The sequence below is a fragment of the Ensifer sp. GW101-20A05 genome (assembly GCF_059424735.1).
This window is the reverse complement of sequence record NZ_JBWKZT010000002.1, coordinates 265,218-288,768: the sequence shown is the minus strand read 5'-3', so window position 1 is coordinate 288,768 and position 23,551 is coordinate 265,218. Positions and strand designations below refer to the sequence as shown.

Below are 23,551 nucleotides of genomic sequence, written 5' to 3'. Positions count from 1 at the left end.
TTGCGCCGGCTTCCCCGGCCGGCGCGATTCTATTTGCCTTATCTGGCGGCGAGCATGGTTGCCTCACCTGCCACGGTGAAATCCTTGGCGGCGATGGTGCGCCCTTCGGCTTCCGTCGAACCGTCGTTGCGGAAGACGATGCGGCCATAGTCTGGATCGTTGATGACGAAAGCACCGTCGGCAGTTTCCACGACGGAGAGCCCGGCAAACTTCGTTTCCACCCCGGAAAGCTCTTCGGCTTCGCAAACCCGGATGATCCAGCGCGTCTTGTGGCCGGCCTGGCGCAGCTCCGCATTCGCTGACGGGCCATCGGTCACCGGTAACAGTTCGGTTGCGCCGATCAGGGCAACGGCGCCACGGCCGCTGCGCGCAAGTGCCAGCTTTCCCTTGACCCTGCTCTCGTCGAACTCGGCGACCGGGAACCACGCGTGGGTGAAGTCCGGTTGTTCGCTGACGGCCGCAAAGTCGAGTACGGCCAGCCCCCTGTACTGGTGGGCACGAGGGAGGGTGCCGCAACCACCCCAATAGGATGGCCGGCCGTACCCGAACTGAATGGTTTCGCCCGGATGGTTGATCCAGATCGCCGCTTCGGGGCGCTGGCCAAGGCGCAGGTGCAGCACCGTTTCCTGATAGCCCCATTCATTCCAGCGATAATGCGCCGCCGAGCCCATGGCGAAATGGCGGCCTTTGTAATGGTATAGCGCCGCGAAGCGGTTTTCGCCCTGGGCGAAGCGCCACTCCTGATGGGTGGCCTCATCCTCGTGGCAGGCAACGGCGGCAAGTGTTTCCGGAACCACAACGCCGTGGTCACGCAGGCAGACGGCAAGCTGCGGCAGCGCATGCACGCGGCGGCCGTACCAGCCCTTGCCCCAGAGCAGGCGTGCGACGCCGGAAAGCTCGAGCGAGCGACCGGCGCAAAGCGTGTGCTCGTAGGAGCGCCCTTGCGCTGCCGTCACCATGCCGTGATGGGCCGAGCGGGCGATGATCTCGCAGAGACGGACAATGCCCTTCTTGGCGCGGTCGGCGATGTCGGCGTCGGGCGAGAGTGCCGCCAGTGCCGTCAGGCCCTTGAGGTCGATCGGGAAATAGGGCGCGGAGTTGAACTCCGCCATTTCCCAGGCCTCGAAATGATCGAGCCAGGCGCGAACGCGGGCAGCGCCGACGGCGCTTTGCTCGCTGCCCTTGCGGCCCGAGCGACGGAAGGTCGCCTCGGGGAAGAGATGGCCGGCGAGATAGGCCGAAGTGTGGAACAGAAGCGCGTGGTTTTCGGAGAAATACCACTGCACGTCGTTGCCGGGTTCATCCATCCAGTAGCGGAAGCCAAGGATCGCCTGATCGATGCGATCGCGCGTCTTTTCGCCGATATCCTGACCCCATGTGGTGCGCGACCAGATGAGCGGCACCAGCGAGAAGTCGGCGCAGTCGTGGCAGTCCTCGATTGAGGGCAGAATTTCCTCGATCATCGCGTCGGTGTCGGTACCGCCGCGACCGCCGGCAAGCCGGGCGAACGCGCGGACCGTGTCACGTTCGGAAAAGCCCGAGATCTCGTCGAGCGTCTCGGTAATGCGACGCGCAAGCGTCTCCGACGGTTTGCCCTGGCGGCCGGCGTGGCAGATCTCGACGCCAAGAGAGCGCGACGCAACGAAGCCGCTGGCATCAAGCGTGATGCGGAAATGGCGGAAATCGGCCGGTGTCTCTTCCGATGGTCCGACAACCAGCCTCTTGTCGCCGGCCTTCAGCACGAAGTCGTGGTCGAAGCGCTCGGTTGACATGAAGTCGCCTTCGACCGCGACATTGACCTTGACATCGAGCGGCAGGGCGGCGGCGAAGAGAAGGGTGATGTCGCCCTCGAAATAGGCGGTCCGGTCGAAATGCATGCCGTCGAGTGCGGTCTCGATATCGGCGGCGGCCGCACTCGGGCAGGGAACGGGCAGCGCCACGCGCGCCGTCGGTCCCGAGAGATAGTCGAACTGGAAGAAATAACGCGCATCGCGTTCGGCGAGGTCGTCGAAGAAGATCGTGACTTCGTTGAGGCCGGCTTGAAGCGGCAGTTCGAATTCGGCCTTGGCCTCGAGATTGCGGCTATAGGGCGCCATCCAGCCGACCTCAGTGCCGTTCAGGAAGAGCACCGCGCCGCCGCAGGTGCCCAGGCGAATCTTGGCGGTGCCACCCGTGTCGGTCTCGATCGAGGTGCGGGCCCAGGTTGCAAGCCGTGTCGGCCGGAACCAGAAGCCGGAGAGGTCGAGCCGCGGCGATCCGAAGGGCAGCCACCAGCGGCTGGCCTCGAATGTGCCGCGCACCTGCGGCCGCTTGCCGCGAAACTGTTCGGCAAAAATCGTCCGGCAGGGGTACTCGTGCGGAATGAAGTTCTTGTGCTTGGTCAGGAAGAAGAAGGGGTCCATTTCGCCCTTCATCGGCTGGTCCGGCACGTCGAAACGCTCCTCGGCAATCGTGCCGAGCTGCCAGTAGCCGACGGCCTGCCCCGCAACGAGGCTTTTCTTCAGATGGAAAATAGTATCGCTCATTTCAGCTCAGCCAAGGCTACGGGGGTGACGTCGTTGTATTCCTGGTTCTCGCCGGTCATGCCCCAGACGAAGGCATAGGGGCCGGTGCCGGCGCCCATATGGATCGACCAGGCGGGCGAAAGCACGGCGTCGCCGTTTGCGACGATCAGGTGCCGGGTCTCCTCCGGCTCGCCCATCACGTGGACGATGCGGTCTTCCGGCGCCATGTCGAAGTAGCAATAGGCCTCCATGCGCCGCTCGTGCACATGCGGCGGCATGGTGTTCCAGGCGCTGCCTTCGGCCAGATCGGTAATGCCCATCAGAAGCAGGCAGGAGGGCATGACTTCCGGGTGGATGTACATGACGAGACGGCGTTTGTTCGAGCGCTTGACGTCGCCGAGCTCAAGCGCCTTTGCCTCCGCCCTCTTGATCAGCCGGTGCGGCAGATCGGCACCGGCGGGCACCGAGTTTATGTAGAAGCGGGCCGGGCGGTCGGCGGTCTCGCTTGCAACGACGATTTCCTTGGCACCGCGTCCGACATAGAGCACGTCGCGATTTTCGAGCACGAAGTTCTTACCGTCGACGGTGATCGTCCCGGTGCCGCCGAGATTGGCGATGCCCATCTCGCGCGCCGAAAGCAGATAGGGTGTGCCGATATCAGCGCCCGATCCAAAGGTGACGCTCTTTGTTTTCGGCATGGCGCCGCCGAGGATCAGCCGGTCGACATGGGTGTAGGTGAAGTTCACGGCGTCAGCTGCAAAGAGATCGCTGATCAGGAACTCGCGGCGCAGCCGCGCCGTGTCGTAGCCTTTGATATCCTCGGGGTTGGCCCCGTAGAGAACCTTCATTGTCATGCTGCCTGTCCTTCCGGGCCGACATGCTGCAGGGCTTCGGAGAGGCACAGGATTGCCAGTGCCTGGCCGTAGCCGGTCGGCTGAATTGGGATGTCCTTGTAGAATTGCAGGTCGTGGCCCATGCGTGTGCCGTAGGAGACGTTGAGCACGGTGCCGCTCTCGTCGATGTTGCGCATCACGACTTCAAGCGCGCGCAGACCGGCGGCTCTCCAGGCGGGCGTTCCATAGCCGAGCCGATAGCCCTTGAGCAGGCCGTAGCCGATGCCGGCGGTCGCCGAGATCTCCTCGTACGAAGTCGCGTCGTCGAGCAGCGTGCGCCAGGCGCCGGAAGCGGCCTGCAGCGGCAGCAGTGCCTCGACCTGGGTGACGAGCACGCCGCGCAGGTATTCCTTGACCGGTGCGGCGAGCTCAGCGAGGTCGAAGAAATCGAGCATGCCGGCGGTGATCCAGGCATTGCCGCGGGCCCAGCGGGCGCGGGCGAAATTGTGCCGGCCGTCGAAGGTCCAGCCATGGAACCAGAGGCCCGACTGGGTGTCGGCAAGGTAGCGGGCATGCACGAGAAATTGCCGCGAGGCCTCGTCGACGAGTTCGCGCCGGCCGCTCGCCTGGCCATAGGAGGCGAGGAACAGGGCGACCATATAGAGCGTGTCGTCCCAGAGCTCGTTGTCATTCACCTTGTCGGAGACATGGTGCTCGAATCCGCCTTCCGGCGTCCGGCCCATTTCGCTCATCACCCGGTTTGCCCAGTCGTCGAGCAGCGGCTTCCAGCGGGGATTCCTGGATTTGGCCCAGAGAACCGAGAGGCCGAGCATCGGCGCGGTCGTGTTGACGTTGAGTTCCGGAAGCCCGGCAGCAAGGCGGCCTTCGTACCAGCCTTCGATAAGCTGACGGATGTCCTCGCGGCCGGTAAACAGCCAGAGCTTGATCAGGCCATAGAGGCCAACACCCTGCGGCCATTCCCAGCTGTCGAAGCTGATGTAGTCGCCTGCGGTCCCGTCGAGGTTCGGTTCATCGAACCGGCCGTCATGCTTGAGACCGGTCATGCCGCCGACAAGACGATCGAGACCCGTGCGAATATCGTGGGCGTTGAGGCCCATGGCACTCCTCCTCCTTAAGCCGCTCTTCCCTCGGCCTTCTTGAGAAAGATAAAGGCACGATGTTTTTTCTTGCGCAATATGAAAATTTTTCCCAATATTGTGGCAAGGGAGGATCACATGATCGCAAAACCGCTGCCCGGCAAACGCGGCAAGAAGAGCAAGCGTGTTCGGCTGGAGGACATCGCCGAAGCCTGCGGCGTCTCCTTGAGCACCGCCTCCCGCGCCCTTGCTGGCGAAAAGGGCGTGCGCGCGGAAATCCGCCAGAAGGTGCTGGAAGCGGCCAAGAACGCCAACTACGTGATCCCGACGGCGGTCGCCGGTCAGAAGGTCATCGTGGCGGCGTCCAGTGCTGCGATGATCGACTATGTGCGCAACCAGTTTACGCATTACGTGCTGGAGGGGCTGAAGGAGCGGGCCCAGGCGCTCGATCTCGAAATCGTCACTCGGCCGATTGCGGATAGAAGCGAAGAACTGGCCGTGCTTGCCGAGGCAGAGGAGGACGAGCAGGTCGCCGGTCTGCTGTTTCTCACCATCGACGACGAAGGTATGATTGCCGCGACCCGTGGCTTCGAAAAGCCGGTGGTGCTCTTGAACAGCGACGACCCGTTCATGCGGCTATCGAGCGTCACGCCCTGCAACCGATCGAGCGCGCGGCTTGCGACCGATCACCTGATCGAGCTCGGCCACGAGCGCATCCTGTTCCTGATGCGGCCGGGGCGCCGTACGATCGAACGGCGCTACGAGGGCTGGCGCGACGGGCTGCTCGCGAAAGGCCTGCCCGCAACCGACGACTTGCTCGTCACCGTCGAGGACTGGCTGCCCGAGCTTGCGATACAGGCGCTGACGCAGCGGATTTCGGAGCGGGGGCTGGATTTCACCGCGGTGCTCGCGGCCGGCGACAGCCTTGCCGTCGGCGCCATGCTCGGCATCCAGCAAAAGGGCTTTTCGGTTCCGGGCGATGTCTCGGTCATGGGAATGGACGACCTGCCGCAAGCGGCCTTCCTCAATCCGCCGCTGACGACGATGCACATCCCGATGCGCGAGATCGGCTCGGTAGCGCTCGATCTTCTGCGCGACACGCTGTCGGGCATCCCGGCGCCGCCGCGTCGCGTCGAACTCGCCTGCCATCTGGTGCCGCGGGCCTCGACGGCACCGCCGCGCGGCGCCTAAGCCCGCGGCGAAGTCGCTACGACAGCCAGGCCGGCATACGTGCCGGGACGCGGCCCGTGAGCGCCGCTTCAACGCAATCGGCGAGGCTGCCGAAGCGGACGGCGCGGCCGGAGAGGCCGGGGCCGTAATGGGCGTACTTTCCGGAATTGGTCATCAGCGCCCGCGTCTTCGTCGGGAACACCGGCTCCGAGATCGAGCACCAGCAGAGATCCGGCAACACCTGGATGCCGCTTGCCTCCAGTCGAGCCAGCACACCTTCTTCCCGTGCTGCGGCGATCGCGTCTCGTCCGGCGGTCACGATCACGGCGACATCGCCATGCCGCTTGCGACCATCGAAGGCGTCGGCCAGCGCGCGGCATTCCTCGAGCGAGGCGTGCGGGCTGCCGATGGCGACGAGCTCGACCTCGGCTGGTCCCTCGTTGAAATGTGCCCAGGCCTCGGCCATGTCGGCGCGCGTGGTGGCCGTGTGATCGGCATCCTCAGCCGCGGCACCTTCCGCTTCCGGGGTCACACCTTCCACATGCAACATGGGGGCTGCGGATGTCGTGCCGAAGGCGGCGCAGAGCGCCTTCAGGTCGTCGCGCGAGGGCCGTGCGGACGCAAGTCCACGCAACAGCGGGATGCGATCGGGGGCTGCCCGGCCAGCGAGGTAACCGATCAGCGGCCAGAAGGCGTCGTCGATATTCTCAGGCAGGTCCACGTCGATGACGCGTTTTGCCCTGCGCGGCTCGTCGAGATAGACGCCCGAGAGGGGCGCGCGGCCCGTCAGCGCGATGCAGAGGTCGAGAAAATCCGGGTGCTTTGCCGTGCGCGCGCCGAGCACGGTGTTGGCGAAAATGACGGCATTGGATTCCGCCCAGGCAATGGATTCGCCTGATTTCGGTGCGCTGTCGAGCAGATAGGGCGAACAGGTGAAGGTCGGGCGACAGCCCATGCGCACATAGGCGTCGGCAAGCTGAGCCGCCGGGTCGCCGAAACTTTCCGGCACGCCCTGCGCCCGCCAGTTGGCGCGGTCGACCGAGATCGCGTTCATCGTGGTCGGCACGCGAACCTTGGCGCCCATGTTCGCCATCTTTTCGGCGAAGGTGAGGTTGGCGGGGCTCGCATAGATGCAGCCGTCGATATGGCCCTGGACCACGTCGATGAGCTTTTCCGCCCCCTGCTGCGCTGCCATCGCCGAAATGATCCGCATCGCCTGCTGGACCGCAACGCCATCGCGGCCATCGAGCATGGCGCGGTCGGCTTCAGTGAGATCGAGAGCCGCCGTCGCCGGCGGTTCGACCGGGATAATCAGGCCGTCGGCCTCGATCGTGCCAGCGCCGATCCGTGCTGACTTTGCCTGCGAGAGCATCTTGAAGGCGTCGCGGGAAAGCCTGAGCACCGGCAGAGATTTTCCGAACATCTCAGCCGCAATCAGTGCGCCGAGCGTCAACACGTCCTCGGCTTCGCAGAAGACCAATGCGGCAGGCCCCCGGCCGGTGAGCGCCATATCGAGCAGAACGCCCGAACCGGTACAGGAACCGCGGCTCGATGGCATCATCAGGATGCCGCCGGTGAGACAGATCCCGTGCAGCGGGTGATGCACATCGATCACCAGGGCGGTTGCCGGATCGACCCCGCCCCAGAAGCTCAACGCCTCCTCGGTGGCGATGATGGGGCCATCGGCGGAGCCAGAGAGAATGCTGCGGGCGGAGATCGATTGGGTCATTTTACGACAAATCCATGGGCGAAGGGGTCGCGGTCATCGATGAAGATCGTGTTGATGCCGGTCATGCGGGCCCAGCCGGCGATCGAAGGGATGATGGCGTCGCGGTCGGCAACCTTGGTCGCCGCCTCGACGCGGCCCTTGAACAGCGAGCCGATGATCGATTCATGTACGAACTCGTCACCGACACTAAGCTTGCCCTTGGCGGCAAGCTGGGCCATGCGCGCAGAGGTGCCGGTGCCGCAGGGCGAGCGGTCGATCGCCTTTTCGCCGTAGAACACGGCGTTGCGGGCATGGGCTTCTGCCTGGGTTTGCTTGCCGGTCCACTGGATGTGGCTGAGGCCCTGGATCTCGGGGTGTTCCGGATGGACGAACTCGTACTTGGCATTGAGCGCTGCGCGCAGCTTCGGGCTCCAGCCGACGAGTTCGCCCGCGGTATGGTCGGCCATGTCGCGGAAATTCTTCTGCGGTTCGACGATGGCGTAGAAATTGCCGCCATAGGCGACGTCGACGACGATCTCGCCGAGGCCCTCGACCTCGGCTGTCAGCCCCTCGGCGTAGAGGAAACCGGGCACGTTGGTGAGCCGCACTTCCTCGACGAAGCGGCCTTCCTGGCGGTAGGTGATATCGACCTTGCCGGCCGGCGCGTCGATCGACAGTTTGCCCGGCTCGCGCGGGATGATCAGCCCGTTCTCGATCGCCATGGTGATGGTGCCGATCGTGCCGTGGCCGCACATCGGCAGGCAGCCTGAGGTCTCGATGAAGAGCACCGCGACGTCGCAGTCCGGCCGCGTCGGCGGATAGAGGATCGAGCCCGACATCATGTCGTGGCCGCGCGGCTCGAACATCAGGCCGGTGCGGATCCAGTCGAACTCGCGCAGAAAGTGAGCCCGCTTCTCCAGCATGTTGGCCCCTTCGAGCCGCGGCCCGCCGCCGGAAACGAGGCGGACCGGATTGCCGCAGGTGTGGCCGTCGATGCAGGAGAAGGTATGGTTGGCCATGGTCGAAGCCCTATCAGAAACGTTGCGGCGAGAAGGATTGGATGTCGATTGCCGGCCGTTGGCCGGTCAGGAGTTCGGCGACGAGACGCGCAGTGCCGGCCGATTGCGTGAGACCCAGATGGCCGTGGCCGAAGGCGTAGATGACGCGCCCCGTGGCGCGGGCGCGGCCGATCGCCGGCAGGCTGTCGGGCAGTGACGGGCGGAAGCCCATCCATTGCACGCCGCCTTCGCTTTTGAAGCCGGGCAGGAAGATCTGCGCCTTCTTCAGCATCGCTTCCGAGCGGCGGAAGTTCGGCGGCAGCTTCAGGCCGCCGAGTTCGACGGCGCCGCCGACCCGGATACCGGTCGAAAGCCGGGTGACGACGAAGCCGTGGCCCCCGAAGGTGACCTGGGTGCGCAGGTCGAAGGCGTCCTGCGGCAGCGTGGTGTTGTAGCCGCGCTCGGTTTCGAGCGGGATGCGCTCTCCAAGCGTACGTGCGACCTGATGCGAGAAGGCGCCAGCGGATAGCACAACCTGGTCCGCACGTTGTGTCTTGCCACTGGCCGTCAGTTCGACGCCGCCGTCGACCGGTTTCAGCGCCCTGACCTCGGCACGCTCGATGGTGCCGCCCTTGGCGAGGAAGTGATCCGCCAACGCCAGCGTGTAAAGTTTGGGATCGGCGATCGAGTACCAGCCGGGCGTGAAGGTGCCATGAGTAAAGCGCGGCGCGAGACCGGGCTGGATCTCGGCCATTTCGGCAGCACCCATATGGCGGAATTCGATGCCGTGCTCCGCCCGCGCCTTCCAGCCGGGAAGCGACGCCTTCAGTTCGGCTTCGCTTTCATAGACCTGGAGATTGCCTTCCTTGCGCAGCATCGGCAGGGTGCCGGTTGCGGTGAGGAAGGGTTCTAGCTCCGCCTTGGACAGGTCCATGATCGCGGTCTGCGCCGTCGTCGAATGCGCAACGCGGCCCGGCGAGCAGGCGCGCCAGAAGCGGAACATCCACGGGGCGATCTGCACCGCGTAGGCCGGCGGGACGCTCAAGGGCCCAAGCGGGTCGAGCAGCCACTTCGGCGCCTTTTTGAGGATGCCGGGAGAGGCGAGCGGCAGGATGTCGGTAAAGGCGAAGGCCCCGGCATTGCCGGCAGAGGCACCTGCGGCCGGGCCTTCCCGGTCGAGCACGGTAACGGAAAGTCCCCGTGCCTGGGCGGCGATCGCCGCGGAAAGGCCGACGACGCCGGCGCCGATGACGATGACGTCAGGCTGAGCTGCATCCTTCATGATCGGCTCAGTGCGTCGCTGCCAGGAACTTCTGGAGTTCCGGGTCCTTCGGCGCGCCGAAGAGCGCCTCGGGTGCTGCGATTTCCGCCATCACGCCCTTGTGGAAGAAGGCGACGCGGTCGGAAACTTCGCGGGCAAACTTCATTTCGTGTGTGACGCAGATCATCGTCATGCCTTCGGACGCAAGCATGCGCAGCGTGTCGAGCACTTCGCCGACGAGCTGCGGGTCGAGTGCCGAGGTCACTTCGTCAAACAGCATGTATTCCGGCGACATGGCAAGCGCGCGGGCGATCGCCATGCGCTGCTGCTGGCCGCCCGACATGCGGGTGGGATAGACGCCGAGCTTCTCGCCGAGGCCAACGTGCGTGAGCTGCTTGACGGCGTTCTCCTCAGCCTTTTCCTTGGAGAGGCCGAGCACCTTGCGCGGCGCCAGCATGACGTTTTCAAGTACGGTCAGGTGCGGGAAAGCATTGAACTGCTGGAAGACGATGCCGAGCTTGCTGCGCAGCTTGTTGAGGTTTGTTGATTTCGCGTGGACCTCGGTGCCGTCGACGAGGATGCGGCCGGCATCGATCGGCTCGAGACCGTTGATGCAGGTCAGCAGCGTCGATTTGCCGGAACCGGAGCCGCCAATGATGGTCAGCACCTCGCCCTTGTTGACGGTGAGGTCGATGCCTTTGAGAACCTCCAGCGAGCCGAAGGATTTGCGAACGTTCTGGATCTCAATCATTGGACCACCGTTTTTCAAGGTAACCGCCGAGCCGGGCGATTGGGAAGCTGATGAGGAAGTAGATGGCGCCGCAGATCAGAAGGATCAGCAGCGGCTCCTGCAGACGGGTGACGAGCACCTGCGAGGCGCGCAGCAGCTCGATCAGGCCAAGCCAGAGAACGAGTGCGGAGTCCTTCATGACACCGAGCGTCAGGCCGATCCAGGACGGTAGCGAAACACGGGTCGCAAGCGGCGCCACGATGTAGCGCATGTCCTGCCACCAGGTCATGCCGAGCGAGCGGGCAGCGCGGCGCGTCGTCGGCGGCACGGAGGAGATGCCGCCGCGCACGATCTCCGTGCAGTAGGCGGCCGTGTAGAGCGACAGCACCACGCAGGACGTCGTGAACGGCGCCCAGCCGAGCTTGGCGATCGCCTGGAAGGCGTTGGCAAGCACCAGCTGGATCAGGAGCGGCACCGAGCGGAAGATGTCGAGCACGAAGGTGAGCGGTGCGGCCCAGTAGGGGCCGACCTGGTTGCGCACGACGCCGAAGATGATGCCGAGCACGGTGCCGGCGGTGACCGAGACGGCGGTGACCGCAAGCGTCATCAGGGCGCCTTGCAGCAGGAAGCCGAGATCAGCGAGGGTGAGGGCGGTATTGAACATCTCTCACCTCTCCTTAGTAGCGGAACATGCGCGCGGCGAGCAGACGGGCTGCCAGCGTCACGGCCTTGGCGATCAGGTAGTAGATCACTGCGGCGATCGCGAAGAATTCGAAGGTGCGGAACGAGCGGGCGTTCAGTTCCTGGGTGATGCCGGCAAGGTCGGTGTTCATGCCGACGGTGACGCCGAGCGAGGTCATCAGGATTGCCCAGACCATCTGGTTGGTAACGGGGAGGAAGGCGATGCGCAGCATCTGCGGCAGCACGATATAGCGGAAGGCCTGCACCGGCGTCATGCCGAGCGAGCGGCCGGCGCGCGTCTGGGTGTCGGGAATGGCCTTGAGGGCGCCGCGGAAGTTTTCCGCGAGATAGCCGGCGTTGTTGAAGGCGATCCCGGCGAGCAGCGCCGTATAGGGGCTCAGGTGGATGCCGAAATTGCCAAGGCCGAAATGGGCCATGTAGATCTGGAACAGTGCCGGCGTGTTGCGGGCGATCTCGACCCAGGCGGTCGCGAAACCGCCGAGAATGCGATTGCCGGACAGGCGGCAGGCTGTCAGCGCCAGCGCCAGTGCCAGGCCGATGACCATCGAGAGCAGAGCCACCTGCAAGGTGACCAGCGCTCCATCGAGCATCTGCGGCAGGGCTTTCAGCGCCTGGTTCCAATGGAAGGTATAACTGAACATGTTTCGTCTCGCCTCTTCGGAAACGAATAGCGGCGCGAAGCTACACTTCGCGCCGCCAGATGGACGGCAGATTAGCGGTAAACGCCCTTTGCCGTAAGGTCTGGCAGTTCGCCGCCGACCCACTTTTCATAGAGCTCAGCGTAGCGGCCGGTGCGGACCTGCTGGTTGATGAAAAGGTTGAGGAAGTTGACGAAGCCGTATTCTTCGCGGTTGGTGAAGAGCGCGACGTAGTCGGTGTCGAACGGAGCCTTGCCGACGACGGCGATGCCCGGGAACTTGCCGGTCTTCACGTTGGCCTGGGCAACGGTCGAGGTCGAAACCGTGGCGTCGATCTGGCCTTGGCTCAGAGCGAGGAAGACGTCGGCCTGGGTCTGGTACGGACGGAACTCGCCGGCGCCCCATTCCTTGACCTGTTTTTCAAGCGCGATGGCTTCGAAGGTACCGGCGGTGGCGCCGACGACCTTGCCCTTCATGTCTTCGAAGGACTTGACGCCCGACTTTTCATTGGCGGTCACGGCCATTTCGAAGGCGAAGTAGGGGATCGTCATGCCGACGGTCTTGGCGCGCTCAAGCGTGTCCGAGGTCGAGGCAACGCCGACGTCGACACGGCCCGACATCAGAGCGGGAATGCGCTCCGGGAACGGGGTCTCGACGATTTCGGCGGTGACGCCGAGTGCCTTGGCGAGGTCATTGCAGTAGTCGACGTCAAAACCGATCGGATTGTTGTTCTCGTCGCGAGAACCCATCGGCGGGAAGTCGAGCACGACCGCGCAACGCAGCGTTCCCGAGCCGATGACGTCATCCAGCTTGTCGGCATGGGCCTGGCTGGTCAGAGCAGCGGCCGCAACGAGGCCGAGCGCAAGCACCGAAGTCTTCATTATCTCTCTCCCTGAAATGAGTGCCGTTTGACGGCTGGGGCACTATTCCGTTTTAGAGAGCGTAAATCAATAGAAAAATACAATTAGTATACAAAAAGTATATCATCATAACGCAGAACGCACGCAGACATCCCATTTGTTTCGCCAAATGGGATGTCTGCGCAGCGATCTGTCGTGTCTCATACGTGAGAGCGGACTGCGGGCGGCATGCCGCCCGCACTTTTCCTCTTCCGTTTTAGCCCTGGAAATCCTCGGGCAGCAGGCCTTCCGGCATGTTCTGGTAGGCGACCGGCCGCAGGAAGCGGCGGATCGACAGGGTGCCGACGCTGGTCGCACCGAAGTTGGTCGAGGCCGGGTAGGGGCCGCCATGCACCATGGAATCCACCACCTCGACGCCGGTCGGGAAGCCGTTGACGAGCACGCGGCCGGCCTTGCGCTCGAGGATTGGGCGCAGACGACGGGCGGTTTCGAGGTCGGCCGTATCCATGTGGATCGTCGTGGTCAGTTGCCCCTGGAATCCACGGGCAAGCTGTTCCATCTCGCCGGTCGAACCGACGCGGACGACGAGGCCGAGCGGACCGAAGACTTCTTCGCCGAGCGCATGGTCGGCGAGGAACTGGTCGCCGGTCGTTTCGAACAGGTTCGGCGAGACCGAGCGGCCTGAGGATTCGGTCACGAGCAGTGGCTTGACGGTATTGCGGCTTTCGAAGTGCGCCTTGCCGTCGTGGTAAGCCTTGGCGATGCCGTCGGTCAGCATCGTCTGCGGCGCCACCTTGCCGAGCGCTTCGACGGCGGCGGCGGTGAAGCGATCGGCGTCAGCGCCTTCAACAACGACGGCGATGCCGGGATTGGTGCAGAACTGGCCGGCGCCCATGGTCAGCGAGCCGGCCCAGCCCTGGCCAAGGCCTTCGGCGCGCGCCTTGAGTGCTTCCGGCAGCAGGAACATCGGGTTGACCGAACCGAGCTCACCGAAGAACGGGATTGGTTCCGGGCGCGCGGCGCAAAGATTGAAGAGCGCACGGCCACCGGCGAGCGAACCGGTGAAGCCGACGGCCTTGATCAGCGGATGCTGCACCAGCGCTTCGCCGACCTGTCGGTTACCGCCTTGGATGAGCGAGAATACGCCCGGATGCACGCCCGTCTTGCGGATCGCGGCTTCAACAGCCTGCGCGACGATTTCGCCGGTTCCGGGATGGGCCGAGTGGCCCTTGACGACCACGGGGCAACCGGCGGCAAGTGCGGCGGCCGTGTCGCCGCCGGCGGTCGAGAAGGCGAGCGGGAAGTTCGAGGCGCCGAAGACGGCGACCGGGCCGATCGGCCGCTGGATGAGGCGGATCTCCGGACGCGGCGCCGGCTGGCGCTCGGGCAGTGCGGCATCGAAGCGGCGGTCGAGATACTCGCCCTTCTCGATGTGGTCCGCGAACAGGCGGAGCTGGCCGGTGGTGCGGCCGCGTTCGCCCTGCAGGCGGGCTTCCGGCAGGCCGGTTTCTTGGGCGCCGATCTCGGTGATCGCCTCGGCACGCGCCTCGATCTCGTCGGCGATCGCGCGCAGGAATGCGGCGCGCTCGGCGCGGGTCGAATAACCGTAGCTCAGGAACGCTTCTTCCGCGGCTTCAGCCGCACGGTTGACCAGCTCCACGGTGCCGGTGGCAAACTGATGGACCGGTCCGTGAGCGGGTGCTGATGCGAAGGTGCCCGCGCCGTCGAGCCATTCGCCGGCGACTAGGTGTTTTCCTTTGGGGGTGAAGGCCATCTGGCGATCCTTTCTCTCGATCCCGGATTGCCTTTTGTGGCAGAGGGGATAATGGCTGAATTGCACTTGTCGGATCTTTGTATACTATATGTATGCATAACATCAATCGCCTGACTGGCTCATCCGGATCAGGCGCAGCATTTGAGAGGGAGAGAGATGAGCGAAACCAACACCCTGACGATTTCAGCACTTTTCGAGCGCGTCGAGGCGATCTTCCTGAAGGCTGGGCTAAACGGCGTTCAGGCAGGCGCACTTGCCCGCGTGATCGTCGCCGGCGAGCGTGACGCCTGTAAATCGCACGGCGTTTACCGCATCGAAGGGGCGCTCCGGACAGTCAAGGCCGGCAAGGTGAAGGCGGATGCCGTGCCGGAGCTCGATGCGCAGGAAGGCTCGGCGATCGTCAAGGTGAACGCCAAGGGCGGCTTCGCCAACCCGGCCTTCGAGCTCGGCCTGCCGGTGCTTGCCGAGCGCGCCCGGTCGCTGGGGATTGCTGCGCTCGTCATCAATGATTGCACCCATTTCTCTGCCCTTTGGCCCGAGGTCGAAGGATTGACGGGCGAGGGCCTCGCCGGCCTCGTCATGTGCCCGAGCTACGCAACGGTTGCGCCGACCGGCGGCAACAAGCCGCTGCTCGGTACCAACCCCTTCGCCTTCGGCTGGCCGCGCGAAAACCAGCCGCCCTACGTCTTCGACTTCGCGACCTCGGTTGCCGCGCGCGGCGAGATCGAGCTGCACCGCCGCGCCGGAAAACCTCTGCCCGAGGGCTGGGCGATCGATGCCGAGGGCAACCCGACGACCAATCCGGAAGCAGCCCTTGCCGGCGCCATGCTGCCCTTCGGCGGCCATAAGGGCTCTGCGATCGGCACGATGGTTGAGCTTCTCGCCGGCATCATGATCGGCGACCTGACGAGCCCGGAAGTGCTCGACTACCTCGGCACGACGACGCTTGCGCCCTTCCACGGCGAATTGATCGTCGCCTTCTCGCCGGAGAAGTTCGCGGCCGGAAGGCCCGGAAATCCGTTTGCCCGCGCCGAAGTGCTTTTCGAGGCAATCGTTGGCCAGGGCGCCCGCCTGCCGTCGCAGCGCCGTTTCGCGGCGCGCGCCAAGTCTGAGGCCGAAGGCGTCGTCCTCAACAAATCCGAGATCGAGCAGCTTGACCGGCTGCTTGCCCTCGGGATTGACGCTATCGCGTAGGCCGATACTTACGCGAACTGTACTCTGCTCGACACGCCGTCGAGGTCGTCAGACGAAAAAAGGCCCTCCAACCGGAGGGCCTTTTTCAATTGCGGGCCGATCGAACGATCAGGCCTTGCACTTCTGGACGGCGCCCGGGAGCTTGCTCCATTCGGCGTACCAGCTGTTGAACAGCTTGAACTGGGCTTCGACGTAGCCGCGCTGGCTGTCCGAAAGCACGTCGCTTTCGTTGAAGTGCAGCGTGTATTCCTTGTCGCCCTTCAGCACCATCATGTGCTTGAAGTAGAGAACGAGGTCCGGGCCTTCGTCGAAGGACGAGAGCACGGCGAGCGCCTGTTCCAGTTCCAATGCGCGCTGGCGGGCGTCGACGTCGCCTTCGGCGGCGGCGCGCGACAGGTTGCACATGTGGATGACTTCCTTCGGCAGCACGCAGCCGATGCCGGTGATGGCGCCGGTCGCGCCGCAGTTGACGAAGCCGTGGAACACAGCCGTGTCGACGCCGATCATCAGCGAGACGCCATCGTCACGGCTGGTGATGTTTTCGGCCGCATAACGCATGTCGGCAGCGCCGCCGAATTCCTTGAAGCCGACGAGGTTCGGATGTTCGGCGCGCAACGCGAAGAACAGGTCGGCGCGGGTGGCAAAGCCGTAATAGGGGCTGTTGTAGATAACGGCCGGCAGGCTCGGGGCGGCCGAAAGAATGGCCTTGAAGTGGTTCTTCTGGGCGGCGACGACCGAACCACGCGACAGCACGCGCGGGATGACCATCAGGCCCTGGGCGCCAACCTTCTCGGCGTGCGCCGCATGGGCGACGGCCGACGCGGTGTTGACGGCGCCGGTGCCGACGATAACCGGGATGCCGGCCTTGACCAGGCGCTCGACGCCTTCCATGCGCTGCGCATCGGTCAAGAGCGGCCAGTCACCCATCGAGCCGCAATAGACGACGGCGGACATGCCCTGAGCGATCAGCTCCTGGCCCTTGCGCACCAGCGCGTCGAAATCGGGGGTGCGGTCTTCCTTGCAGGGGGTCATCAGCGCCGGGATGACGCCGGTGAAAATCTGAGCCTTCATCTGAAACTCCTCTCGGCTTTGTCTTCGGGGCAACGGCGCACGCGCGCCCTTGCCTTTGATCTAGACAATAGCCGTTTGTATTTTATTTGTCGACAAGAAAAATACAAAGATCTCTAAAGGGCGATATCAAGCTTATTATTGCGGGCAAAGAGCTTCTGTACCTGCTCGACGATCTGCTCGGCATGCGCCTTGCCGAGACGGTCCGCCGTCTCGATGTCGCGCGCCGCAATTGCAGCGATGATCGCCGCGTGCTCGTCGACGAAGCGCTGCGGGAACTGCTCCTCGTAGGACTGGTAGTAGAGGCGCAGGATGCGCCGCCCCTCGTCGAGCAGCCGGCGGAACAGGCTGGTGAAATAGGGATTGCGGCCGGCCTCGGCGATCGCCGCATGGAAAGCGGCATTGGTGGCGATCATCGTCAGCGCGTCGCGCGCCTGGACGGCCGCGGCATAGTCCTCGTGGAAGCCGCGAATGATCGGCAGGTCTTCCGGGCGGTGGTTCTGCGCCGCAAGCCGCGTGGTGACGCGGTACATCAGCACCAGGGCGTCGAAGAACGGGTTCAAGTTGAGGAAGTCGATGTTCGCTACCATCGTCGAGCGGTTGGGCAGCGTGTCGATCAACCCTTCGCCGGCAAGTCGGACCAGCGCCTCGCGGATCGGCGTGCGCGACATCTTCAGTCGCTCGGCAAGCTGCACTTCGTCGATCGGGCTGCCCGGCGGCAGCACCAGGTCGAGGATCTCGTCGCGCAGGAGGTCATAGACCATCTTCACGCCGGAACCGCGCTTGCGTTCGGGGATGGGGCTGTTGTCGGTGTCGATATCGGTCATCTCGGATTCCTTTGTCGACAAAAGAAATACTTGTCTCTGCCGTCGGGATCAACAGCTTCCGTGGCAACGATTGTGCGAGGCTGACATTTCGAATGCACGCAGCTGTTGCTTTTGCCTTCTGTCCGGTAGGGCGCGAACAAGGGAAGATCACAACGCGCGGGCTTTGCGCTTGACCTTGCGGCACGCAAAACGACCCATGCATTTCCCACATGGGAGCGCTGACTTTTGAGCGCTGCAACTTACCAAGGGCCTGAGTTATAAGGTGTTCATCGAAGCGAAACGAGGCGCCACGGACTGGCTGCCAGGCTTCGAAAGCCCATTGAAAGGGGGATCAAATGAACATCGCACGCTCCATCAACAACTGGCGCAAGTATCGTCAGACGGTCACCGAGCTGGGCCGCATGTCGAACCGGGAACTCCGTGACCTCGGCATCGAACGCGCCGACATCGACCGCGTCGCACGCACGGCCTTCGCCCGCTAAGGCGATCTACACAGACTGAAAATTTGCCAAGCGCCTGCATCTCCTGCGGGCGCTTTTGCTTTGTGGCGAACGGTTGCACGCGGGGCAACTGCTCCGCCGAAATCCAGGTTGCCCCGGCACCAATTCCTCGAATTCAATGCTGACAGAATCTGGCAGGGGTCGCGCGTAAAGTGCTCCCATGATCAGAGATCGAGGGATGACCGATGTTGGCGCAGGATGTGTTTCAAGTGGGTGCAGGAAGCCGGCAGGGCGAGCGCAACTTCTGGATCGGCGCGGTTTCCGGCGATGACATGCAGCATGCGCAGGAAGGCGGCTTCTCGCGATTCGGCCACGGCAACGTGCAGCCGTTGACGCGCATGAAGGCGGGCGACGGTTTTATCGGTTATTCACCCAACGCCGCCTTCAGCGGCAGAGCGGGGCTCGCTTGTTTTACGGCCATTGGTGTGGTCAAGGAGCGTCCGCCCCACTTCTTTGCAATGGGTGGAGTCGCGCCGCATCGCGGCGATATCGATTGGGCCGACAGTATGGAGGCTCCCGTCCGTCCGTGGCTCGACAGCCTGGAATTTGCCGAGGGCAATCGAAACTGGGATCAGAAACTTCGTTTCGGTCATTTCGCCATCAGCGAACATGATTTCCGCGTGATCGCGCGCGCCATGCATGCCGACCTTGGTGGCGTTTTCCCAAGGGTAGCCGAATACCGCCGGCAAGCCTGGGCGTGATTGCAGCCCGCGGGTCGAAAACTTGACCCGCGCGCGATATTTTCGCCCGCGGGGAAAGATGTTAGTTCTCCGGGAGATACCGCGTTTCTGGCTATCCACGAGAGACAAGATCGAATGGGCGGAATGGGACTTGCGGATACGGAGGCTCATATCCGTCGCTTGCAGCGGGGGTTTTCCCCGCCGGTCATTCCAGAGGTGTTCTCCGGCGATACGCGCCTGGTCGGCCGTTGGCGCAACGAGCCCTTCGAGTACCACCTGCCACCACTGAAGGATCATATTCTCGCGGCGAAGTATGCAGGCGACGGGACTGCTTCGTTGAAGGTTGGTCGTCAGACGATCACCGCCCCGGCGCATGCCGGCACCATCACTTTTGCGCCCAGAGGGCACGAAGGACTTTGGCGCGCGGATGGTGCCGTCGAAGTGTCGAATATCTTTCTGGGGCACCAGCGCCTGCTTGCCTGCGCGGATCAGGTTGGGAATGGTCGTGAGCCCGAGCTTCTCGACCGCGTGAATTTCAGCGATCCCAAACTGTTTACGATCATGTCCTTGATCAACGACGAGATCAGTACCGGTGACGCGGTATCGCACCTGTTCATCGAGCAGCTTCTCGATCTTGTCTGTCTCCAGCTTCTGCGCGGGCACGCCGCAATATCCGTGCCCCTCGCCCCCGGACCACGGGGTGGCCTTTCAGCCTGGCAGATCAAGCGTGTCACCACCTACATGCGTGACAATCTCACCAAGGATATTCGGCTTCAGGAACTGGCGGATCTCGTGAATCTCAGTCGTTTTCATTTCTGTACCGCTTTTCGTGTGGCGACCGGGCACACGCCCTATGTCTGGCTGACACGGCAGCGCATCGCCCACGCCAAGGCGCTGCTTGCGGACCGGACGCTGCGCATCACCGATATAGCTCTTGTCGTCGGCTATGAAACGCAATCGGCTTTCGCGTCGAGCTTTCGCAAGGTGACGGGCCTCACCCCGAGCGAGTTTCGCCGTCGGCTTTGACCTCGGCTGCGGCCGGGCCGGCGCTCCCGTGCGCCGGCGTCCTCGACCGCCGCAACTTTCAAGCAGGATCGAAAGATCGCAACAGTAACGCCGTCGTTCGACGCCTATCTTCTGCACGGTTTGGTGAGGCAGGAGAGTGTTTCCGACATGGTCGAAAATAGATCAGAATCCTATGTGCAAGGTCCGGTGCTGTCGCGCCGGGAAGCGCTTCTGGCAGGTGCCGGAACCGTGGCGCTGGCGGCGCTGCCGTCCCAGTCGACAGCAGCGACAGGTTCTCCGGCGAAGGAGGTAAGCCCCATGACCCTGACCATGACCGTGAACGGCGAACTGCATGTTCTGACCATCGACCCAAGGCAATCGATCCTGGACGTCCTGCGCGAGACGCTTGATCTCACCGGCACCAAGAAAGGGTGCAACCAGGGCGCCTGCGGCGCCTGCACGGTGCTTGTCGACGGCAAGCGCATCGTCTCCTGTCTCACACTGGCATGCATGCATGACGGCGCCAGGATCGAAACGATCGAAGGGCTCGAGAAAGATGGCGTGCTGCATCCGCTCCAGGAAGCCTTCGTGGCGCATGAGGGCCTACAGTGCGGCTTCTGCACGCCGGGGCAGATCATGTCGGGTGTCGGCTGTATCGCTGAAGGCCATGCCGGCTCGACGGACGAGATCCGCTTCTGGATGAGCGGCAACATCTGTCGTTGCGGCGCCTATCCCGGCATCGTCGCGGCTGTTGCCGACGCGGCGGGGAGGGGCTGACCATGCTTCCTTTCACGATGGAAAAACCTGAGAGTGCCGAAGCGGCGATTGCGGCGGCCGCCGGCGGCGCGCGCTACATTGCCGGCGGCACCACGCTCGTCGACCTGATGCGCGAAGAGGTCGAGCGCCCGGAACGGCTCGTCGACATCAACGCGCTACCGCTTGGCGGTATCCGCGTTGAGGGCGACGACCTCGTCATCGGCGCGCTGGCTCGCATGTCCGAAGTCGCGGCCGATCGCAACGTCCAACGGCTGCAGCCATTGATCGCCGAAAGCTTGATTGAGGGCGCCTCGCCGCAACTGCGCAACATGGCGTCGATGGGCGGCAACATGCTGCAACGGGTGCGCTGTCCCTATTTCCGCATGCTGGACGCCGGCTGTAACAAGCGCACGCCCGGCTCCGGCTGCGCCGCCATCGACGGATTGAACGCCGGTCACGCGATCCTCGGCACCAGCGAGCACTGCGTTGCGACGCATCCCTCCGACGTCGCCGTCGCACTGGTGGCGCTCGATGCGACGATGCGGGTGCGGGGGCCTGAGGGCGAACGCAGCTTTCCGATCGAAGAACTCTTCCGGCTACCCGGAGATACGCCGCATCTCGAGCACACGTTGCTGCCCGGTGAGCTGATCGTCGAACTGCGTGTGCCCGGAGGGCCGTACAGTCGCCGTGCGCGCTATCTCAAGGTTCGTGACCGCGCCTCCTATGAATTTGCCCTCGTTTCGGCTGCCGCTGCACTTTCGGTCGAAGGCGGCGTGATCCGCGAGGCTCGCCTTGCCGTCGGCGGCGTCGGGACGAGACCCTGGCGCCTGCGCGATTGCGAAGCGGCCCTCGTCGGCAAGCGTTTGGAAAGGCCGGCATTCGAGGCAGCGGCGCATCTGGCAACACAGGGCGCGCGGCCGTTGCAGCACAATCACTTCAAGGTCGAACTCTTGCCGCGGACGATCGTCCGGGCACTCGAAATGGCAGGAGAAGTCGCATGACCGTCAGCACCATTGGAAAACCAATGACCCGCGTCGACGGCCGGGCCAAGGTTACGGGTCGGGCGCGCTATGCCGCCGATTTCAACCAGCCGGGTCAACTCTACGCGGTGATCGTCAGCGCCACCGTCGGTCTTGGCCGCATCACCGGAATTCAGGCTGCCGAGGTCGAGCGCATGCCCGGCGTCGTCGCGCTCATCACACACCGCAATGCGGAGAAGCTGGCCTATCTGCCGCACAAGGCCGGCATCGACCCCGCGACCGGCGAGCGGCTGCACGTGTTGCAGGACGATACCGTGCGCTTCTATGGCCAGCCGGTTGCGCTCGTCGTTGCCGACACGCTCGATCATGCCGAGCGCGCCGCCACAGCACTCCGCGTGACCTATGAGGCGCGGCCGCCGCTCGTCGACCCGATGGATCCGAAGGCGGAGAGCATTGTCCCCGATACACGCGGACGCGTGTCTCCCGACCGGGCGCGCGGCGACGCCGACAAAGCGGTGGCAGGAGCGCCTGTCACCCTCGATGCCACCTATGAGATGGCGCGGGAAAACCACAATCCGATGGAGCCACACGCAACCATCGCCGCCTGGAGCGGCGACCGGCTGACGCTGTGGAGCAAGAGCCAGTATCTCGTCAACGAGCAGGCGGAGATCGCTGCAGTCTTCGGCATGCCGGTCGAAAACATCGAGGTGATCTGTCCCTTTATCGGCGGTGCCTTTGGAACGAGCCTCAGGACATGGCCGCATGTGACGCTGGCGGCACTCGCCGCCCGTCAGGTCGGCAAGCCGGTGAAGCTCGTGCTCACCCGCAAGCAGATGTTCTTCACCACCGGCCACCGGCCGCGCACGCTTCAGCGCGTGGCGCTGGGCGCCACCAACGACGGCAAGCTCACCGGTGTTGTTCACGAAGGCACCGGCGAGACCAGCCGTTACGAGCAGTTCATGGAGGCGCTGACCGCAGTCACGGATTACCTCTATTCGTGCCCGAACGTACGCACCCAGTACCGGCTGACCGAACTCGACACCGGCACACCCAATCACATGCGCGGGCCGGGAGAGGCGAGCGGCATCTTCGCGCTCGAAAGCGCGATGGACGAGCTGTCCTACAAGCTCGGCATCGACCCGATCGAGCTTCGGCGCCGCAACGAGCCCGAGAAGGACGAAGCGGAAAACAAACCGTTCTCGAGCCGCTCGCTGATGCAATGTTACGCGCTCGGTGCCGAGCGTTTCGGCTGGGCCCGGCGCACGCCCGAACCGCGCTCGATGCGTGACGGGCGGCTGCTGATCGGCATGGGCGCGGCCACCGCCACCTACCCGGCGTTCCATGCGCCGGCCAACGCCCGGGTGCGGCTGCTTGCCGACGGCACGGTCGAGGTCGAGGCGGCTGCGAGCGATATGGGGCCGGGGACCTATACGTCCATGACCCAGGTTGCCGCCGAGACGCTTGGGCTGCCACCGGAACGGATCCGCTTCCGGCTCGGCCGGTCAAGCTACCCGCAGACCCCATCGCATGGCGGTTCCTGGACCATGGCTTCGGTCGGGTCGGCCATCCAGGCGGCTTGCATCGAGGCGCAGGCGCAGGTCTCGCGTCTCGCCACGGCCGATTCTGCGTCGCCGCTCTACAATGTTGCGGCCGGGGAACTCGAGTGGAGCGACGGGCGGCTGCGGCGCCGCGGCGAAACGACGGGCATCAGCTATCGCGAGATCGTCGCCAAAGCCGGCGCGCCGATCGAGGCGGACGGTTCGGCCCAGCGCGATCCTGAGGTTGCCGAGCGCTATTCGATGCATTCCTTCGGTGCCGTCTTTGCCGAGGTCGCTGTCGATCCGGATGTCGGCACCATCCGTGTGCGCCGCATCGTCGGCGCCTATGGCATTGGTCGGGTCGTCAATCCGCTTCTCGCCCGCAGCCAGTGCACCGGCGGCATGATCGGCGGCATGGGCATGGCCCTGATGGAACGCACGGTTCTGGATAGCCGTGATGGCCGGCCGGTCAACGCCCATATGGCCGACTATCTCATGCCGGTGAACCTCGACATCCCCGAGCTCGACGCGCATTTCGTCGACGAGGTCGACCCGCACGTCAACGCCCTCGGCGTCAAAGGCCTCGGCGAAATTGCCCTGGTCGGAACGGCACCTGCCATTGCCAATGCGGTGTTCCATGCGACGGGGACGCGGGTTCGCTCGCTGCCGATCCACATCGAGGACGTGTTGACGGCGTAAGATTGCTTCTCTGCGCGGTGGTACCAGCG

Annotated in this window: 21 protein-coding genes; 8 read left to right on the top strand and 13 right to left on the bottom strand. The window is 64.2% G+C overall.

The window, feature by feature from the left end:
• Positions 1 to 38 precede the first annotated feature (38 nt).
• The 3 genes from AC070A_RS06415 to bglB are packed head-to-tail and all read right to left on the bottom strand — an operon-like array spanning position 39 to position 4,455.
• Entirely contained in the window at positions 39 to 2,525 is a 2,487-nt protein-coding gene (locus AC070A_RS06415; protein WP_057251928.1) for a hypothetical protein, read from the bottom strand.
• Complete coding sequence (gene kduI, locus AC070A_RS06410; RefSeq protein WP_057251927.1) at positions 2,522 to 3,358, bottom strand: 5-dehydro-4-deoxy-D-glucuronate isomerase; 837 nt, start codon at positions 3,356 to 3,358, stop codon at positions 2,522 to 2,524. The genes AC070A_RS06415 and kduI overlap by 4 nt, the downstream gene beginning before the upstream one ends.
• Positions 3,355 to 4,455: a beta-galactosidase BglB gene (gene bglB, locus AC070A_RS06405; protein ID WP_057251926.1), complete on the bottom strand. Its 1,101-nt coding sequence runs from the start codon at positions 4,453 to 4,455 to the stop codon at positions 3,355 to 3,357. Before bglB ends, kduI begins: the two co-directional genes overlap by 4 nt.
• A gap of 117 nt (positions 4,456 to 4,572) precedes the next feature.
• On the opposite strand from bglB, the gene AC070A_RS06400 reads away from it, so the two are divergent.
• On the top strand, positions 4,573 to 5,625 hold the full coding sequence (locus tag AC070A_RS06400) for a LacI family DNA-binding transcriptional regulator (RefSeq protein ID WP_112996281.1): 1,053 nt from the start codon (positions 4,573 to 4,575) through the stop codon (positions 5,623 to 5,625).
• 16 nt (positions 5,626 to 5,641) lie between these two features.
• Here the strand turns inward: AC070A_RS06400 and lhpI are convergent, their stop codons facing one another.
• The 8 genes from lhpI to AC070A_RS06360 all read right to left on the bottom strand — a co-directional run bounded on the left by lhpI (position 5,642) and on the right by AC070A_RS06360 (position 14,275).
• The gene (gene lhpI / locus AC070A_RS06395; RefSeq protein ID WP_492383775.1) at positions 5,642 to 7,333 is read right to left on the bottom strand and encodes a cis-3-hydroxy-L-proline dehydratase; all 1,692 of its coding nucleotides are present in this window, start codon (positions 7,331 to 7,333) and stop codon (positions 5,642 to 5,644) included.
• Entirely contained in the window at positions 7,330 to 8,331 is a 1,002-nt protein-coding gene (locus AC070A_RS06390; protein ID WP_112996279.1) for a 4-hydroxyproline epimerase, read from the bottom strand. The genes lhpI and AC070A_RS06390 overlap by 4 nt, the downstream gene beginning before the upstream one ends.
• A 13-nt stretch (positions 8,332 to 8,344) precedes the next feature.
• A complete protein-coding gene (locus tag AC070A_RS06385; protein ID WP_112996278.1) occupies positions 8,345 to 9,592 on the bottom strand; it encodes an NAD(P)/FAD-dependent oxidoreductase in 1,248 nt (415 codons plus the stop codon).
• A gap of 7 nt (positions 9,593 to 9,599) precedes the next feature.
• Positions 9,600 to 10,322, bottom strand: a complete 723-nt coding sequence (locus tag AC070A_RS06380) for an amino acid ABC transporter ATP-binding protein (protein ID WP_034798411.1) — start codon at positions 10,320 to 10,322, stop codon at positions 9,600 to 9,602.
• The gene (locus AC070A_RS06375; protein ID WP_034798414.1) at positions 10,315 to 10,965 is read right to left on the bottom strand and encodes an amino acid ABC transporter permease; all 651 of its coding nucleotides are present in this window, start codon (positions 10,963 to 10,965) and stop codon (positions 10,315 to 10,317) included. The genes AC070A_RS06380 and AC070A_RS06375 overlap by 8 nt, the downstream gene beginning before the upstream one ends.
• Positions 10,966 to 10,978: 13 nt before the next feature.
• The gene (locus AC070A_RS06370) at positions 10,979 to 11,644 is read right to left on the bottom strand and encodes an amino acid ABC transporter permease (RefSeq protein ID WP_057251921.1); all 666 of its coding nucleotides are present in this window, start codon (positions 11,642 to 11,644) and stop codon (positions 10,979 to 10,981) included.
• A gap of 71 nt (positions 11,645 to 11,715) precedes the next feature.
• Entirely contained in the window at positions 11,716 to 12,522 is an 807-nt protein-coding gene (locus AC070A_RS06365; RefSeq protein ID WP_057251920.1) for an ABC transporter substrate-binding protein, read from the bottom strand.
• A gap of 235 nt (positions 12,523 to 12,757) precedes the next feature.
• The gene (locus tag AC070A_RS06360) at positions 12,758 to 14,275 is read right to left on the bottom strand and encodes an aldehyde dehydrogenase (NADP(+)) (RefSeq protein WP_112996277.1); all 1,518 of its coding nucleotides are present in this window, start codon (positions 14,273 to 14,275) and stop codon (positions 12,758 to 12,760) included.
• A gap of 156 nt (positions 14,276 to 14,431) precedes the next feature.
• Here AC070A_RS06360 and AC070A_RS06355 point away from each other — a divergent pair, with 156 nt between their 5' ends.
• Entirely contained in the window at positions 14,432 to 15,469 is a 1,038-nt protein-coding gene (locus AC070A_RS06355) for an Ldh family oxidoreductase (RefSeq protein ID WP_112996276.1), read from the top strand.
• 108 nt (positions 15,470 to 15,577) lie between these two features.
• On the opposite strand, the gene AC070A_RS06350 is transcribed toward AC070A_RS06355, so the two are convergent.
• Positions 15,578 to 16,540, bottom strand: a complete 963-nt coding sequence (locus tag AC070A_RS06350) for a dihydrodipicolinate synthase family protein (protein ID WP_093233311.1) — start codon at positions 16,538 to 16,540, stop codon at positions 15,578 to 15,580.
• 113 nt (positions 16,541 to 16,653) lie between these two features.
• On the bottom strand, positions 16,654 to 17,364 hold the full coding sequence (locus AC070A_RS06345) for a GntR family transcriptional regulator (RefSeq protein WP_057252112.1): 711 nt from the start codon (positions 17,362 to 17,364) through the stop codon (positions 16,654 to 16,656).
• A gap of 335 nt (positions 17,365 to 17,699) precedes the next feature.
• On the opposite strand from AC070A_RS06345, the gene AC070A_RS06340 reads away from it, so the two are divergent.
• From AC070A_RS06340 to AC070A_RS06315, 6 genes are all read left to right on the top strand, one after another.
• Positions 17,700 to 17,846 carry a DUF1127 domain-containing protein gene (locus AC070A_RS06340; RefSeq protein ID WP_064817045.1) on the top strand — a complete coding sequence of 49 codons (147 nt, stop codon included), beginning with the start codon at positions 17,700 to 17,702 and terminating at the stop codon, positions 17,844 to 17,846.
• A 203-nt stretch (positions 17,847 to 18,049) separates the two neighbouring features.
• Positions 18,050 to 18,565: an EVE domain-containing protein gene (locus AC070A_RS06335; RefSeq protein WP_057251916.1), complete on the top strand. Its 516-nt coding sequence runs from the start codon at positions 18,050 to 18,052 to the stop codon at positions 18,563 to 18,565.
• A gap of 123 nt (positions 18,566 to 18,688) precedes the next feature.
• Positions 18,689 to 19,570 (top strand): helix-turn-helix transcriptional regulator, encoded by an 882-nt coding sequence (locus tag AC070A_RS06330; protein WP_255571165.1) that lies wholly within the window; start codon positions 18,689 to 18,691, stop codon positions 19,568 to 19,570.
• Between the two features lie 147 nt (positions 19,571 to 19,717).
• Entirely contained in the window at positions 19,718 to 20,326 is a 609-nt protein-coding gene (locus AC070A_RS06325; RefSeq protein ID WP_112996274.1) for a (2Fe-2S)-binding protein, read from the top strand.
• A gap of 2 nt (positions 20,327 to 20,328) precedes the next feature.
• A complete protein-coding gene (locus AC070A_RS06320) occupies positions 20,329 to 21,306 on the top strand; it encodes an FAD binding domain-containing protein (RefSeq protein ID WP_057251913.1) in 978 nt (325 codons plus the stop codon).
• Entirely contained in the window at positions 21,303 to 23,522 is a 2,220-nt protein-coding gene (locus AC070A_RS06315; RefSeq protein ID WP_112996273.1) for a xanthine dehydrogenase family protein molybdopterin-binding subunit, read from the top strand. Before AC070A_RS06320 ends, AC070A_RS06315 begins: the two co-directional genes overlap by 4 nt.
• Positions 23,523 to 23,551: the final 29 nt, after the last annotated feature.